This is a genomic window from Gracilibacillus saliphilus, assembly GCF_010994085.1.
Lineage (GTDB): Bacteria > Bacillota > Bacilli > Bacillales > Amphibacillaceae > Gracilibacillus > Gracilibacillus lacisalsi.
Genome location: NZ_WJEB01000002.1, coordinates 118176 through 133524 on the forward strand (window position 1 = coordinate 118176; position 15349 = coordinate 133524).

The 15349-nt window shown below is 38.4% G+C and carries 15 protein-coding genes; 14 read left to right on the forward strand and 1 reads right to left on the reverse strand.

Features of this window, described 5'->3' with window-relative positions; translation table 11 throughout:
- Nucleotides 1-12 precede the first annotated feature (12 nt).
- The 12 genes from GHT08_RS04800 (at nt 13) to GHT08_RS04855 (ending at nt 10955) form a co-directional block, all read left to right on the forward strand.
- A complete protein-coding gene (locus GHT08_RS04800; protein WP_163580299.1) occupies nt 13-1497 on the forward strand; it encodes a glycoside hydrolase family 28 protein in 1485 nt (494 codons plus the stop codon).
- A complete protein-coding gene (locus GHT08_RS04805; RefSeq protein ID WP_163580301.1) occupies nt 1497-3065 on the forward strand; it encodes a glycoside hydrolase family 43 protein in 1569 nt (522 codons plus the stop codon). Before GHT08_RS04800 ends, GHT08_RS04805 begins: the two co-directional genes overlap by 1 nt.
- 48 nt (nt 3066-3113) lie before the next feature.
- Nucleotides 3114-3812, forward strand: a complete 699-nt coding sequence (locus GHT08_RS04810; protein WP_163580304.1) for a rhamnogalacturonan acetylesterase — start codon at nt 3114-3116, stop codon at nt 3810-3812.
- A 66-nt stretch (nt 3813-3878) separates the two neighbouring features.
- Nucleotides 3879-4709, forward strand: coding sequence for a 5-dehydro-4-deoxy-D-glucuronate isomerase (kduI, locus tag GHT08_RS04815; protein ID WP_163580306.1), 831 nt, complete (start codon nt 3879-3881; stop codon nt 4707-4709).
- A gap of 11 nt (nt 4710-4720) precedes the next feature.
- Entirely contained in the window at nt 4721-5503 is a 783-nt protein-coding gene (kduD, locus tag GHT08_RS04820) for a 2-dehydro-3-deoxy-D-gluconate 5-dehydrogenase KduD (RefSeq protein WP_163580308.1), read from the forward strand.
- Between the two features lie 263 nt (nt 5504-5766).
- Complete coding sequence (locus tag GHT08_RS04825) at nt 5767-6612, forward strand: amino acid ABC transporter substrate-binding protein (RefSeq protein WP_163580310.1); 846 nt, start codon at nt 5767-5769, stop codon at nt 6610-6612.
- Nucleotides 6596-7300 carry an amino acid ABC transporter permease gene (locus GHT08_RS04830; RefSeq protein ID WP_163580569.1) on the forward strand — a complete coding sequence of 235 codons (705 nt, stop codon included), beginning with the start codon at nt 6596-6598 and terminating at the stop codon, nt 7298-7300. Before GHT08_RS04825 ends, GHT08_RS04830 begins: the two co-directional genes overlap by 17 nt.
- An 11-nt stretch (nt 7301-7311) precedes the next feature.
- A complete protein-coding gene (locus GHT08_RS04835) occupies nt 7312-8061 on the forward strand; it encodes an amino acid ABC transporter ATP-binding protein (RefSeq protein WP_163580312.1) in 750 nt (249 codons plus the stop codon).
- A gap of 213 nt (nt 8062-8274) precedes the next feature.
- The gene (larC2, locus tag GHT08_RS04840; protein WP_163580314.1) at nt 8275-8739 is read left to right on the forward strand and encodes a nickel pincer cofactor biosynthesis protein LarC2; all 465 of its coding nucleotides are present in this window, start codon (nt 8275-8277) and stop codon (nt 8737-8739) included.
- A gap of 168 nt (nt 8740-8907) precedes the next feature.
- Complete coding sequence (locus tag GHT08_RS04845) at nt 8908-9552, forward strand: FMN-dependent NADH-azoreductase (protein ID WP_163580316.1); 645 nt, start codon at nt 8908-8910, stop codon at nt 9550-9552.
- Between the two features lie 163 nt (nt 9553-9715).
- Nucleotides 9716-10483: a PepSY domain-containing protein gene (locus GHT08_RS04850; RefSeq protein WP_163580317.1), complete on the forward strand. Its 768-nt coding sequence runs from the start codon at nt 9716-9718 to the stop codon at nt 10481-10483.
- A gap of 250 nt (nt 10484-10733) precedes the next feature.
- The gene (locus GHT08_RS04855; protein WP_163580318.1) at nt 10734-10955 is read left to right on the forward strand and encodes a hypothetical protein; all 222 of its coding nucleotides are present in this window, start codon (nt 10734-10736) and stop codon (nt 10953-10955) included.
- Between the two features lie 276 nt (nt 10956-11231).
- Here GHT08_RS04855 and GHT08_RS04860 read toward each other — a convergent pair whose 3' ends face one another.
- Nucleotides 11232-12209, reverse strand: coding sequence for a LacI family DNA-binding transcriptional regulator (locus GHT08_RS04860; RefSeq protein WP_163580319.1), 978 nt, complete (start codon nt 12207-12209; stop codon nt 11232-11234).
- A 137-nt stretch (nt 12210-12346) separates the two neighbouring features.
- Between GHT08_RS04860 and GHT08_RS04865 the strand changes: the two genes are divergently transcribed.
- Both GHT08_RS04865 and uxaC read left to right on the forward strand, forming a co-directional pair.
- On the forward strand, nt 12347-13837 hold the full coding sequence (locus GHT08_RS04865; protein ID WP_163580320.1) for a tagaturonate epimerase family protein: 1491 nt from the start codon (nt 12347-12349) through the stop codon (nt 13835-13837).
- A 69-nt stretch (nt 13838-13906) separates the two neighbouring features.
- Nucleotides 13907-15307, forward strand: a complete 1401-nt coding sequence (gene uxaC / locus GHT08_RS04870; RefSeq protein WP_163580321.1) for a glucuronate isomerase — start codon at nt 13907-13909, stop codon at nt 15305-15307.
- Nucleotides 15308-15349: the final 42 nt, after the last annotated feature.

The following is a 15349-nucleotide window of genomic DNA, read 5'->3' on the forward strand; positions in this document are numbered from 1 at the left end:
AGGTGTGAGACAATGAGTTTATTCAATGTGATAGATTATCAACTACAAGAAGATACCGATAGTACGAAAGCAATTCAACAAGCCATTGATGATTGTGAAAGAGCTGGTGGTGGAACTGTATATCTTCCATCAGGAACATATAATACAGGACCCATTGCATTAAAAAGTAACATGACATTGTACCTTGATGCTGGTACAGTTCTAAATTTCACCGATGATTTTGAACGTTATCCAGTCGTGAAAACCCGTTGGTCGGGCTATGTATGCAATGGCTTTATGCCACTAATTTTTGCTTCAAAGGTAACAAATGTAGCCATTAAAGGTGACGGAATAATCGATGGAAATGGTAGTGCATGGTGGCAGGTAAATAAGCAACTAAGAAACGGAGAACCATATCAATCTCCTAGAACAGCAGAAATAGCCGAAGCAAACAAAGATTTCACAGAACCGGCAGATACCAATTTAGTAGAATGGTCATCACAATTCTTACGACCACCACTTATTCAATTTTTTGAAGCGGAGCATGTCACGATATCAGGAGTTACTGTGAAAAACTCACCATTCTGGAACACGCACCTTGTCTTTTGTAATAATGTTTCCATTCACAATGTGACATTCCACAATCCGTCCGATACACCGAATGGCGATGGTTTAGATATTGATTCCTGTCAGAACGTCAGAATAACGGATTCTCATTTTGATGTCGGCGATGATTGTGTCGTTTTAAAGTCAGGGATTAATCAAGATGGTCGTAATTATGATGTGCCTACTAAAAATGTGACAGTAGCTAATTGTACGATGCATCATGGACATGGCGGTGTTGTATTTGGTAGTGAAAATTCTGGCGGAATTGAAAATATTACTGTTTCTAATTGTATATTTGATGGTACAGATCGTGGAATCAGGATTAAAACGAATCGTGAGCGAGGAAGTTATATTCGCAATATTTTGGTGCAAAACATTATGATGGATAACGTCCTTTGTCCAGTAGCAATCAATTCGTTTTATCGTCATGGTGTAAGTAAAAGCAATCCAGAGTTACTCGATCCTGCACCGGTAGCTGTGACAGAAAAAACCCCTGTAGTGGAACAGATTAACATCAGACATATTACTGCAAGAAACTGTCGTGCTGCAGCTGGGTTTATCTATGGATTACCTGAAATGCCTGTTAGAAAGGTAAGCTTAGAACATGTCACGTTAGAGATGACTCAGGACGAAACAGTTCCAGGTGGGGAGCCTGATATGGTCCGTGAAGTGATTGAAATGGCTGGTGAAGGTATTTATACAAAGTATGTCGAGGATCTGCGTTTTCACCATGTAGAAGTGAAGGCGAGAAAAGGACCAGCACTTCAATTATATAATGCAAAGCAAATTAAGGTTGAGGAGTTAACCTCTACGAATCTAAGTGAACATGAATCGGTTCTTGTATACAAAGATATAGAAGAACTGCACATTATTGGACATGAAAGTAATCTAAAAAAAGTAGGTGAAAGATAGTGAAAACATTTAAAAATCCAATTATCCCTGGGTTCTACCCGGACCCTTCTATCTGTCGTGTAGGAGAAGATTATTACCTTGTCACATCAAGTTTCGAATATTTTCCAGGTGTTCCGATTTTTCATAGTAAAGACCTTGTCAATTGGAAGCAAATCGGTCATGTACTCGATCGACCGGAACAACTTAACTTAGATCAAACACCAAATTCAAGAGGTATATATGCACCGACTATTCGTTATCATGAGGGTGTCTTTTATATGATTACGACCTTTGTGGTAAGCAAGACTGGGGCAAGGCTTAATTTTTATGTGACCGCTACAGATCCAAGAGGACCATGGTCTGATCCCAATTGGTTAGAAGATGCACCAGGAATTGATCCATCCTTATTATTTGATGATGATGGCAAAGTCTATTACACAGGGAATCGGAAGCCACCGTCAGGCCAACAGTATAAAAAGCATAATGAAATTTGGCTACAAGAATTAGATTTAGAGAAGAAACAATTAGTTGGTCCGAAGTACAGCTTGTGGGATGGAGCGTTAAAGAATGCCCATGCACAAGAAGCTCCACATTTGTATAAAATCGATGGCTGGTATTACTTAATCATAGCTGAAGGTGGAACCGGCCATACACATGCCGTTACTATTGCTAGAAGTAAAGAAGTAACAGGTCCATACGAAATGACGGAAACAAATCCGATCCTAACCCATCGCCATTTAGGTAACAACCACCCGGTCGTAAACGTAGGCCATGCTGATATCGTAGAAACGCAAAATGGTGAATGGTGGATGGTTGCACTGGCTTCACGTCCATATGGGGGCTATTACCGTAACCTTGGTCGTGAAACATTCCTTGTGCCATTTATATGGGAAGATGGATGGCCGATTGTTAATCCTGGAAAAGGTATCATCGAACCAGAAATGGAATTTCCCTATTTGCCAGAGCATAAATGGCCTGCACTACCACATGCCGATTCGTTTGAAGCTGAGCAATTAGATGATAGATGGAACTTTATCAGGACACCTCGGGGGGATTTCTGGTCTTTAAGCGACCGCCCTGGCTACTTAAGGATCAAGGCAAAACCGGAAACAATCATGGAAGAAGAAAATCCTGCATTTGTCGGCAGAAGACAGCAGCACATTAACTTCTTCGCTCAGACAGTTATGGAGTTTGAAGCGAAAACGGAACATGAAATGGCAGGGTTGGTTCTGTTACAAAATCATAATTATCAATTCCGTGTAGAAGTGTTGTTAGAAGGAAGTCAAACCTTTGTACGCTTAGTAAGAAGAGAAGCAGGTGAAGATAAAGTCATTGCAAAAGAACAGGTTGATAAGCATACGGTGTATTTAAAAGTAGAAGCTTATGGTCAAGACTACTCATTCTTCTATACAACTAAGCCGTTTGATTGGCGAATTTTAGCTGAAAATGTGGATGGCAGAATTTTAAGTACGGACGTTGCTGACGGGTTTGTCGGTGCTTATATTGGTATGTATTGCTCCGGAAATGGAAAGCGAACCGATAATTATGCAGATTTTGATTGGTTTGAATATCACGGATTAGAGGAGTGAACTGGTTGGTGGCGGTGTACAACTTGAAACAGGAAAAGAGGTAAGCTAATGCCAAAACATTTATTTTTAGCAGGTGATTCAACGATGGCCACTGCTGAAACATCTAAATATCCACAGATGGGCTGGGGTCAAACCCTTGAACATTATTTCAATGATGAGTTAATCATTCATAATCATGCGGCATCAGGAAGGAGTACCAAGTCCTTTATATCGGAAGGCCGATGGGATGCGATCGAAAAGGAATTTCAAGCGGGAGATTATGTTCTTATTCAGTTCGGTCATAATGATCAAAAACCTGACGAAGAACGAGCGACGAAACCATTTACAAGTTACCAGGATAATTTACGATTTTTCATTCAGCGTTCACATGCTTTCGGTGTTACCTCAATTCTTTTAACATCGATAGCTCGTAGGCATTTTGATGATTATGGTGGATTAAAAGAAACGCATGGTGAATATCCGCAAGCTGTAAGAGAACTGGCAGAAAAAGAAGAGGTTGTTTGTGTCGATATGCTCGCTCTGACTAGAGAAGCGTTGCAAGAACTGGGAAATGAACAAACAAAAAAATGGTTTATGAGGCTAGAACCTGGTGAATATTCGACTTATCCTGATGGTCTAAAAGATGATACTCATTTGCATGAAAGAGGTGCCCACCAGCATTGTCTTTTGTTTGTAAAGGCATTAATCAGTTTAAATCATCCATTAGCTTCTTATGTGAAATCAGAACTTAGTCTATCTGCTGAGTAATTGGAACTTATTTAGTACATGTGTGTATTTAAAAACATGCTGATAACATTACGAGGGGGAATACAAATGGAAGTACGTTATGCCAACCACCCGGATGAAATTAGAAGATATAATACCGACGAGTTACGCGAAAAGTTTTTAGTAGAAAAATTATTCGAACCAGGAAAAGTTCACTTAACCTATACACATGTGGACAGAATGATCTTTGGTGGTGTAACACCTGCATCTGAAGAGTTAACAATTACACTCGATAAGCAATTAGGTGTTAGCTATTTCCTAGAGCGTCGTGAACTAGGAATAATCAATATCGGTAATGACGGCTATGTCGTATTAGATGGTGAGCGTTATGACATGAAACGTCATGACGGATTATATGTGAGCCGTGGTACGAAGGAGGTCTGGTTCGGTTCCAATAATCCAGCCAACCCAGCGAAATTTTATACGTTATCCTCACCAGCACACAATACTTATCCAATAGTAAAAATTGATATGGAAGACATTAAGCCATTAGAGCTTGGTCAATTAGAGACTTTAAATGAAAGAAAAATCCATCAATACATTCACCCTAATGTATGTGAAAGCTGTCAGCTACAAATGGGCTTAACCATGTTGCAACCTGGTAGTGTATGGAATACAATGCCAGCACATACTCATGATCGCCGTAGTGAAGTGTATCTGTATTTTGATATGGAAGAAGATACTCGAATCTTTCACTTTATGGGTGAGCCAAGTGAAACAAGACATTTAGTATTAAAGAATGAACAAGCTGTTATTTTTCCAAGTTGGTCGATTCACTCTGGAACGGCTACAAGTAACTATACTTTTATTTGGGGTATGTGCGGCGAGAATATTACGTATAGTGATATGGATCATATCAGCATGGATCAATTACGCTAGGAGGAAGCCTCATGGGCGAAGGTTTACAAGGTTTTTCACTAGATTATTTTTCATTGAAAGGTAAAACTGCGATTATCACCGGTGGAAACACTGGTCTTGGCCAGGCATATACCGTTGCGTTGGCTAAGGCTGGTGCCGATGTGTTTGTGGTAACACATGGTACCAATTGGGATGAAACAAAAGGATTTCTGAATCATATGGAAGGAAATGCTGAATTCTTCCAAGCTGATCTGTCAGACCGTGAACAATTACAAAAGGTTGTTCCAGCTTGTGTTGATGCTTTTGGTACAGTGGATATACTCGTCAATAATGCTGGTACCATTCGTCGAAATCCACTTCTTGAATTTAAAGATCAGGATTGGGACGATGTTACCGCATTAAATCTTGATGCTGTTTACTTCTTAAGTCAAGCCGCAGCAAAAGTGATGGTCGACAAAGGATCTGGAAAGATTATTAATATTGCATCCATGCTTTCCTTCCAAGGTGGTAAATTTATTCCGCCATATACCGCTAGTAAGCATGCTGTGGCTGGGTTAACCAAATCTTTTGCGAATGAGTTGGCGGAACATGGGGTACAAGTAAATGCCATTGCGCCAGGGTATTTTGCAACGAAAAATACTGCCCCAATCCGTTCTGATGAAAAGCGTAACGCAGAAATCTTATCGAGAATTCCAGCTGGTTACTGGGCAGATCCGAGTGATTTGATGGGTACAATAGTATATCTAGCAAGCAAAGCATCAGACTACATGAACGGCCACATCTTAGTAGTAGACGGCGGCTGGTTAGCAAGATAAGTAAACAACAGTGACAGTGGTGATTGGAATAAGTATTATAATGTAATGAAACGGTGTTTAAGAAATTCTCGTTAGTTCAAGTTTTGAATGATAGAACGCAGTATCTACATCTAAAATATCAACAAATCTAAGCATATTTAATAGGAAAGAGAAGAGACTAATATATTGATTCGTCTCTTCTCTTTTGTTTTACTTTAAATAAGGCGTCATGTATAATCAGCAAAGAAAGTTTAAAACCGACAACATTACTGGGGGTTATCAACATGAAAAATATACAACTTTTTATTCTGATCATTGGTTTATTTGCTGTACTGGTAGCATGTGGAACTGCTGATCAAGAAGAACCAAATACAGGCGATGAGCAAGACACAACAAATGAGGAGACTCAGGAAGATACAGACGCGAATTTATATGAACAAATTCAAGAAGATGGTGTGATTACAGTAGGTACGGAAGGGACATATGCACCATTTACTTTCCATAATGAAGAAGATAATTTAACAGGTTACGATGTGGAAGTAATGCGTGAAGTGGCTTCTCGTTTAGATTTAGAAGTAGAATTTAATGAAACGCAATGGGATTCCATGTTTGCTGGTTTAAATGCAGAACGATTCGATGTGATTGCTAACCAGGTGGGGATTAATGAAGAACGTTTAGAGAATTATGACTTCTCAGAACCATATACTTATACAGGTGCAGTAGTAGTAGTTCCTGCAAATAATGAAGAAGTTACCTCATTTGAAGATATTGAAGGTAAACAATCTGCACAATCTTTAACAAGTAACTTTAATGATATTGCCGAAGAAAATGGAGCAGAAGTTATCGGTGTAGAAGGACTGGCTCAAGCGATTGAAAATATTAAATTGGGACGTGTTGACTTAACAGTGAATGACAGGTTAGCAGTATTGGAATATATCAACAAAACGGGAGACGAATCAGTCAAAATTGCAGCAGAAGAAGATAATGTTTCAGAGACAGCATTTACATTCCGTAAAGGAAATGAAGAGCTTGTAGAAGCGTTTAACGAAGCATTAGCAGATATGAAAGAAGACGGTACTTTAGCGGAAATTTCCGAAGAATGGTTTGGTGAAGATGTTTCTAGTCAGTAACCTGCTGTTTACTGTCACAAATGGTTCAGGTAATTGGGATTTAATTGTGCGAGCGCTCTGGCCAATGGTGGAAGGGGCAATCAAATATACGATTCCCCTTGCACTTGTTTCTTTTTTGATTGGTATCATTATTGCTCTACTTACAGCCGTTATGCGCTTGTCTTCAGTTGCGATTGTACGTGCACCTGCTGTATTTTATGTATCAGCAATTAGAGGTACACCATTATTAGTACAATTATTTATCGTGTTTTACGGGTTACCATCAATTGGATTAACAATTGATCCATTACCAAGTGCAGTCATAGCTTTCTCATTAAACGTCGGGGCATATGCATCAGAAGTGATTCGTGCGTCGATTTCTTCGATTCCAAAAGGACAATGGGAAGCTGGCTATACAGTTGGTATGACATATGGGACCACTTTGCGACGAATTATCTTACCACAAGCAACAAGGGTTTCCATCCCGCCTCTATCAAACACGTTTATTAGTTTAGTCAAGGATACATCACTAGCCTCATTGATTTTAGTAACGGAATTATTTCGAAAAGCACAGGAAATTGCCGCAGATACGTTTGATTTTCTGCTTTTATATACAGAAGCTGCGGTCTTATATTGGATTATTTGCTTTTTATTATCGATTGTACAAGAAATCATTGAGCGTAGGCTGGAACGTTATATAGCGAAGTAGAGGGGGATATCATGCTTTTATCAATTCAAGGACTTCAAAAAAGCTTTGGTGAATTAGCTGTTCTAAAAGATATTGACTTAGATGTAGGAAAAGGTAAAGTTGTGACGATTATGGGGCCATCAGGTTCCGGTAAGACGACATTATTGCGGTGCTTAAATGGACTGGAAATCCCTAATCAAGGCTACTATCAATTTCACGACGGCTTTACATTAGATTTTAACCAGAAGCTGAGCAAGAAAGAGATGCTTCAATTAAGAAGGAAATCAGGAATGGTTTTTCAATCCTATAATCTATTCCCACATAAAACTGCATTGGAAAACGTAATTGAAGGTCCTGTTATTGTACAGAAAAAAGATAAGCAATCGGCAATTAGCCATGCAAAACAATTACTATCAAAAGTAGGATTAGAGGATAAGATGGATTTATATCCACATCAGCTATCAGGTGGTCAACAACAGCGTGTTGGTATTGCACGTGCCCTTGCGATCGAACCGGAATTAATGTTGTTTGATGAACCGACATCTGCACTAGATCCGGAGTTAATTGGCGAAGTGCTGGGGGTTATTAAAGATTTAGCAAATGAAGGCTGGACAATGGTCGTCGTAACCCATGAGGTCTCATTCGCTAAGCATGTTTCCGACCATGTCATTTTTATGGACGGTGGCTATATTGTGGAACAAGGTAATCCTAAAGATGTACTGGAGCAACCGCAAGAACCGAGAACAAAGCAATTCTTAAAACGAATTTTACCAGAAGTGTAAAGCGAGACTATGATCAGTAGTGGTTATAAACGTTTTGTGATAAAGTAGGGATCAATCTCATTTTCTAAACAAATCTAAATTCCGTTTTTCAACATAGAGTGTTGGGATATTGCGATTGCATGATTCCACACATACACGGTATATTTATTTAGTTTTTGGTCATAATTATCGGAACAAGTGTCCCTGTAAAAGAATAATCCTGAGGTGAAGCTAATGAGCAAACTCCCGCCAGATTACGAACATACGGATCAAAATATGATGAAAATAGAAGTGAACTTGGATGATACTCCAGGTGAATGGCTTGGCTATGTGATGGACAAGTTGTTCGATGCAGGGGCAAACGATGTGTATTACACACCGATTTATATGAAAAAGAATCGTCCAGCTGTACAATTACAACTTTTATGCAGTGAAGCTTTGCTATCAGCTATGAAGGATGTCCTTTTGTCTGAAACGACCACCTTGGGATTTCGCTATTATCCGTTGACCGTTTATCGGATGGAACGGAGCATAAGAATAATCGAAACAGAGTGGGGACCTGTCACTGTGAAAGAAGGATTACAGGAAGGTAAAGTTGTCAAAGCTTCTCCTGAATATGAGGATTGTAAAAAGATCGCGGAGCTGCATAACATACCATTGAAAAATGTATATCAATCGGTTTGGAAACTATTAAACTAAATACAAGTTTGCCATAGTATCCTTTTTGATACTATGGCACTTTAAAGTGCGTACTATCGATTATACCTATTATCGAGTATAATTAGCGTGGAAGTGAGAGGACAACATTAACATGCTCACAAATGAGCATATCAACCTATGAAAATAGCAACAAAGGAGCGTTATAACATGAATGTGTTAGTAGTAAAAGCAAATAATCGTCCTTCAACAGAAGCAATTTCCAGTAAAATGTATGAAGCTTTTATGGCTGAATTGGAAGGTAAAAACTTAAATATAACTACTTATGATGTGTACGAAGAAGATACACCGTTCTTTGGGCAGGACATGTTCAATGCTTTCGGTAAAGTAGAAAATGATGAGGAATTAACAGATGTGGAATCACGACTGTTAGCTGCAAAGCAAAAAGCAATGGACGCTTTTTCTGCTGCAGATGTAGTTGTATTCACTTTTCCACTATGGAATTTGACCATTCCAGCAAAATTACAAACATTTATTGATTATGTATATGCTGCAGGGTTCTCATTTAAATATGGTGCTGAAGGTAACTTAATTCCATTAATGACAGACAAAAAGGCTATTTTCCTAAACGCTCGCGGAGGGGTTTACTCCACACCTGAGGCGGCTCCTATGGAAATGGCAGTGAACTATATGCACAATGTATTCGGAGGAATATTCGGTATGGAAATAATCGATGAAGTAATTATCGAAGGACATAACGCGATGCCAGATAAAAGGGACGAAATCATTGCTAAAGGAATAGAAGAAGTAAAAGCATCTGCACACCGTTTAGCAGATCTTACTATAAAGGTGTAACAATATTATATAAATCAGCCCGCTTCGGAAAGATTTCGAAGCGGGTTTTTAGTAGTGTAAAAATGCAGTTAACTTTTTTCTCACTGTTTTCTCATTTTTCTCTCAGGGTATCCTCATCTTCCTTGGCTATGATAGAAGTAACAACAACAAGGAGGAATAAAAAATGAAAAACAAAACTTTTTTTATTATTGTATCAGGATTGATTACAACTGGAGTGATGCTAGCAGCGTTACAGTTCTCACCAACTTCAGCTAGTGCTGAACTTTCAAAAGAAGAGGCAAAGGAAAAAGTCGCTGCTAAGTTCTCAGGAGAAATTGTAGAGTTTGAATTGGATGATAATGAGAAAATTTACGAAGTGGAATTAGAGGAAACAGATCGCGAATATGAATTGAAAGTAGATGCTGAAACTGGTGAAATCATTAGTTTGGAAGAGTCAGAACGAAAAAATGATAAGGATCAAGAAGTTACAACAGTATCACTTTCTGATAACCAGACAGATAGTAAACATGATGCCGAAAACCAAGAAAGTTCTTTCATTTCAAGGGAAGAAGCAAAAACAATCGCTACGGAAAAATACTATGGCACAGTTGTAGAAGCGGAGCTTGATGAAGACGATGGAAGTTATTATTATGAAATGGAAATATGGACTGATAAAGGAGAAGTGGACTTAAAAATAAATGCACGATCAGGAGAAATAGTATATATTTCAGTCGATGAAGACGACAAACTCTCATCAGAAGTTACGATTTCAGCAGATGAAGCGCGCTCCATTGCAAAAGGAAAATACGAAGGAACCATTCAAGAGTTTGAATTAGATGAAGATGATGGCCGATATATGTATGAACTTGAAATGAGAACAGATAAAGGGGAATTAGAATTAGAGATAGATGCAAATAATGGAGAGATCATGAAAGTAGAATATGACGATTAATCTTGCAGAACCAGTGGGGATGAATCTCCACTGGTTCTTTGTAATTTATAAGGAAAGTATATAGTGTTTTGTATTATAGGTGGTCATTTTGAAATGATATGTAGACGGAAAGCATCGCTCCGGCTGCCCGCTTCCCTTTCTGTTTTATGAAGATGGTAAACAATTTCCATAAGACCCCCACTTAGTGTATGGAAAAATCAAAGATTATAAGTGAATAATTCTTTTATTATAGGTGTAAGGAGAGGCAATAATGATAATGACCAAAAAGAAAGAACGATATAAGATTGAAACTTTTTTCGAGGAAGGTATGCAGCAACGTTCCATTAGAGTGTTGGATAGATTGGTTGGTAAGACGTTTGTATATTATCAAGATGAAGTAGAATTAATCAACAACGAAGCCCTAATCCCACTGAAACACCATCTTGAGAAACGAATGCATTTTATTTGTTCAGGTGCATTTGATTTGGAGTAAGCGATACCAAGCAATTGAGGCCCGGAACAAAAGAGTAACGAGATAGGAAAAAGCCGAACATTTAAACATGAGCTGACTTAACGCTCCGTCAAAATACTTCGCTTTCCGCGGCACGGCTTCAGCTAACTGTGTGAAGAAAACCACTTCACACAGTGGATCTTCAGCTCGTGTTTTTCCCGCAGGAGTCTGCGTATTTTGCCTCCGCTAGTTTAAATTGTTCGGATTCTCCTTTATTCTATTTAGTTTTGCACCAGACCTTTCTTGAAAAACAAGAAGTCAACCTTCCAGTACTGGTCCAGTACTTTGCCGTTCTGTTAAGGATGGATTTAACTTCCTTACCACAGGTTGTTCTTCTGACTCAATTCGTTGAATAACCGCCTGGACAATTTCTTCTGCAAGCTCATCAACTGGTACCCCGATACATGTCATCGGAATTTCTGTTGTTTCCATTTGCGGAATATTATCATAGCTGATTAAAGAGATGTCCTCTGGTACACCTAACCCTTTTTCTTGTAAGGATCGTAATATACCACCACTAATATCATAACTGCTACCGATGATAGCTGTTGGTCGCTTTTCGAATTGTAATACATCATCTACTGCTAGGTAACCGTCAAACCAATCTAATCCATTTGTTGCAATACTTTGCTCCGTAAGCCCTATTTTTTTCATGGCTTTTTGATATCCTTCTACTTTCTCATTTTGTAAGGCATCATCTGTATTCATTAACCCAACATAAGCAATATTTCGGTGTCCTAAATCATATAAGTATTGTACTGCTTTTTCCATTGCCTGTTCATGATTGGCATCAATGATTGGATACGTTACCTCACGTTTTCCTGATACACCATAGGCAACAAGCGGAATATTTTCCTCAGGAATCATCTGCTCTGATTCGGCGAAAACAATCATGCCATCCACTTGGAATTTTTTAAAGGTTTCCATCGCTGTATCCGTGGAGTCGACAGATAAAATCATCGAATAGCGAGTGGATTCAAATGCTTTACTAATATTGGTTACTAATGTTGCGAGTACAATTCTTTCAATGGTAGGCCAAATTAAGCCGACCACTTCGGTCTTTTTTCGGACTAATTGTTTGGCGGCTAAATTTGGTTCATAGCCCATTTCTTTTGCGACACGCAGTATTTTTTGTTTCGTCACTTCTTTCACAAGCGGACTGTTATTTAATGCTTTGGATACAGTGGAATAGCTAACATTCGCTTCTTTTGCAATATCTTTAATAGTCACATTCATCATAATCACCTTTAACTTTCTGAAAAATTTATCATTTATAGTTGTGTTCTATTTTTAAATAGTATATCATAAAAATAACAACGTTGTTATTAATTTTATTAAACAATGGAACCGTTAACAAAAAAGGAGTGGAGATAATGGAACAATTTCAATCAGTAGTGGAAGCATTGCAGGCGGGGGAATTACCGAAGTCATCGGAAGCAATACAAGTATATGACCAGTCATTTGAAAAGAATGAAAATACTTCTGTTGTGATGGTAAAGGCGGATACAACGAAATACTTGATAGCAGCAGGGGAAGGTCCTTTATATGATGCTTTACAAGGGGACGTAGTAGCAAACGGAAAAGTGTGTTCCTTAACACACGCCAATAGTAAAGTACTGAACCAGTTCTTCGACTATACGAAACCACAAGCTTTTGGTACAGAAATTGCGACAATGGGACTTGGTGATCGTTTAGGTATAGCTTCACCTGGACATATTGAAACAGTCAAAGGGAGAAAAGTAAAGCCAATTCTCGCGCAGCAAAGTGTTCGTGAATTAACCCTACTAAACCGAACCATGACAGATATTTTAGATGCGGCAACTTTTGCTGTTTTCCAAGAAGGCTATAAAGATGGGTATGGTGCGGATGCAGATCATATTAAATTAGAAAAGGATATTGAGTATGCGTTAGATTTAGGTTTCTCTTTCATTACATTGGACTGTTCCGAACAGATTCGCAATGATGTCGAAGGTATGGTAGAAGGTGATATTAATAAAGAATACGCTGGTTTACCTGTAGATCGTAAAGAATATTTTAATAGCCATTATCTAAACAAAACATTTACCGTACAAGGGTTGGATATATCATTTGATGAAGCGAGTCTTCATAAGAATGTACTTGTTTATGGTGAAGCGATTGATTTTATGGAGCATGTGTATAACGAGTATATTTCCAAAGCTGAGAAAGCGATCGATTTTGAAATCTCCATTGATGAAACAGAAACCGTTACGGCTCCGGAAGCTCACTTTTTCGTAGCAGAAGAACTCCGCAGAAGAGGTGTTACAGTTCAAAGTTTAGCTCCAAGATTCTGTGGTGAGTTCCAAAAAGGAATTGATTACATCGGTGACCTTACACAATTTGAGAAAGAATTGCAGGAGCATGCGGACATCGCTAAATACTTTGGTTACAAGTTAAGTATCCACTCTGGTAGTGATAAATTCAGTGTCTTCCCGATTATTGGAAAGTATACAGAAGGATTATTGCATATTAAAACAGCAGGTACGAACTGGCTAGAAGCAGTCCGTGTCATTGCACAGGTAAACCCAGACCTTTATCGTCGTATGCATGTCTATGCGGAGGAGCATTTTGAAGAGACATTAAAGTATTATCACGTTACACCAGACTTAGAAAGTGTAGCACCATTAAATGAAACAAAAGATGCGGATCTTCCAACATATATGGATCATGACGCGTCCCGTCAATTATTCCATGTTACATATGGAATTCTTTTGACTGCTAAAGATGACGCAGGTGATGATTTGTTTAGAGCAGAATTCTTCGAAACATTAATGAAGAATGAAGACGCGTATCGACAAGGATTAGTAAAACATATCGGAAGGCACTTGGATTTACTAGGTTTATAATATCTGTAAACTCTGAAGCTATGATAATATGATAATAGCACCTGAAAATTTAAGGAAAGTGGGGATATGATGAAGTCCTTTATGGATGATAATTTTGTATTGGCGAATAAGACTGCTGAAACATTGTATCACAAGTATGCTAAAGATTTACCTATTATCGATTACCACTGTCATTTAAGTCCGCAAGAAATTTATGAGAATACGCAATTTGAAAACATTACCAAAGTATGGTTATACGGAGATCACTATAAATGGCGGGCAATGAGAGCAAACGGTATAGAAGAAAAATATGTGACAGGCGATGCGAGTGATTACGATAAATTCTTAGCATGGGCAAAAACAGTACCTCAGCTGATCGGAAATCCACTTTATCATTGGACACATTTAGAATTAAAACGCTATTTCGGTGTTGAAGAAACACTCAATGAAAATACAGCACCTGCTATTTGGGAAAAAGTTAATAAGTTGCTTAACAACGGAGAATGGAATGTTAGAGATTTCATCGTGAAATCTGGAGTAGAAGTTATTTGCACAACAGATGATCCAACTGACTCTTTAGAATATCATGAAAAAATTAAAGCGGAGTCTGCTTTTAATGTAAAAGTATTGCCAAGCTACCGTCCAGATAAAGGGTTGGAGATTAACCGCGACGGTTTTACAAGCTGGGTAGAAAAACTAGCGGATGTTTCAGGTGTTGCAATTGAATCTTATGATGCTTTCTTGCAAGCGCTACAAAAACGGATTGACTTCTTCCATGAAATTGGTGGTAGAGTTTCTGATCATGCATTAGACGAAATGATGTACGAGGAAGCATCAGAAGAGGAAGTTAGTGCTATTTTTGCTAAAGCATTAAAAGGAGAGAAAGTATCTTTAGAAGAAGAGAAAAAATATAAGTCATTTACACTTACCTTTTTAGGGAAAGAATATCATAAAAAAGGCTGGGCGATGCAATATCATATTAACGCTCACCGTAACAATAACGCTCGCATGTTTAATGAGCTTGGTCCAGATACTGGTTTTGACTCGATGAATGATAGTTTATTAGCGCAACCATTGGTAAAATTACTGGATTCATTAGATAAAGCAGATGCTTTACCGAAAACGATTTTGTATTCATTAAATCCAAGAGACAATGTGACAATCGCAACAATTATTGGTAGCTTCCAAGGTGGAGGCATACCAGGAAAAATGCAATTCGGTACAGCTTGGTGGTTTAATGATACGAAGCTAGGCATGATCAATCAAATGGAGACACTCGCTGATATTGGTGTGTTTAGTCGCTTTATTGGTATGCTTACGGATTCACGTAGCTTTTTATCCTACACACGTCATGAATACTTCCGCCGTATTATGTGTAACCTGGTCGGCGAGTGGGTAGAAAATGGTGAATATCCAAATGATGAAGAAACACTAGCGGAGATTGTACAAAACATTTCCTATTACAACGCAAAAGAATACTTTGACTTTTAAAATGGAGCGTTAATTAGCGGGGCAATCATAGACTAACATCGT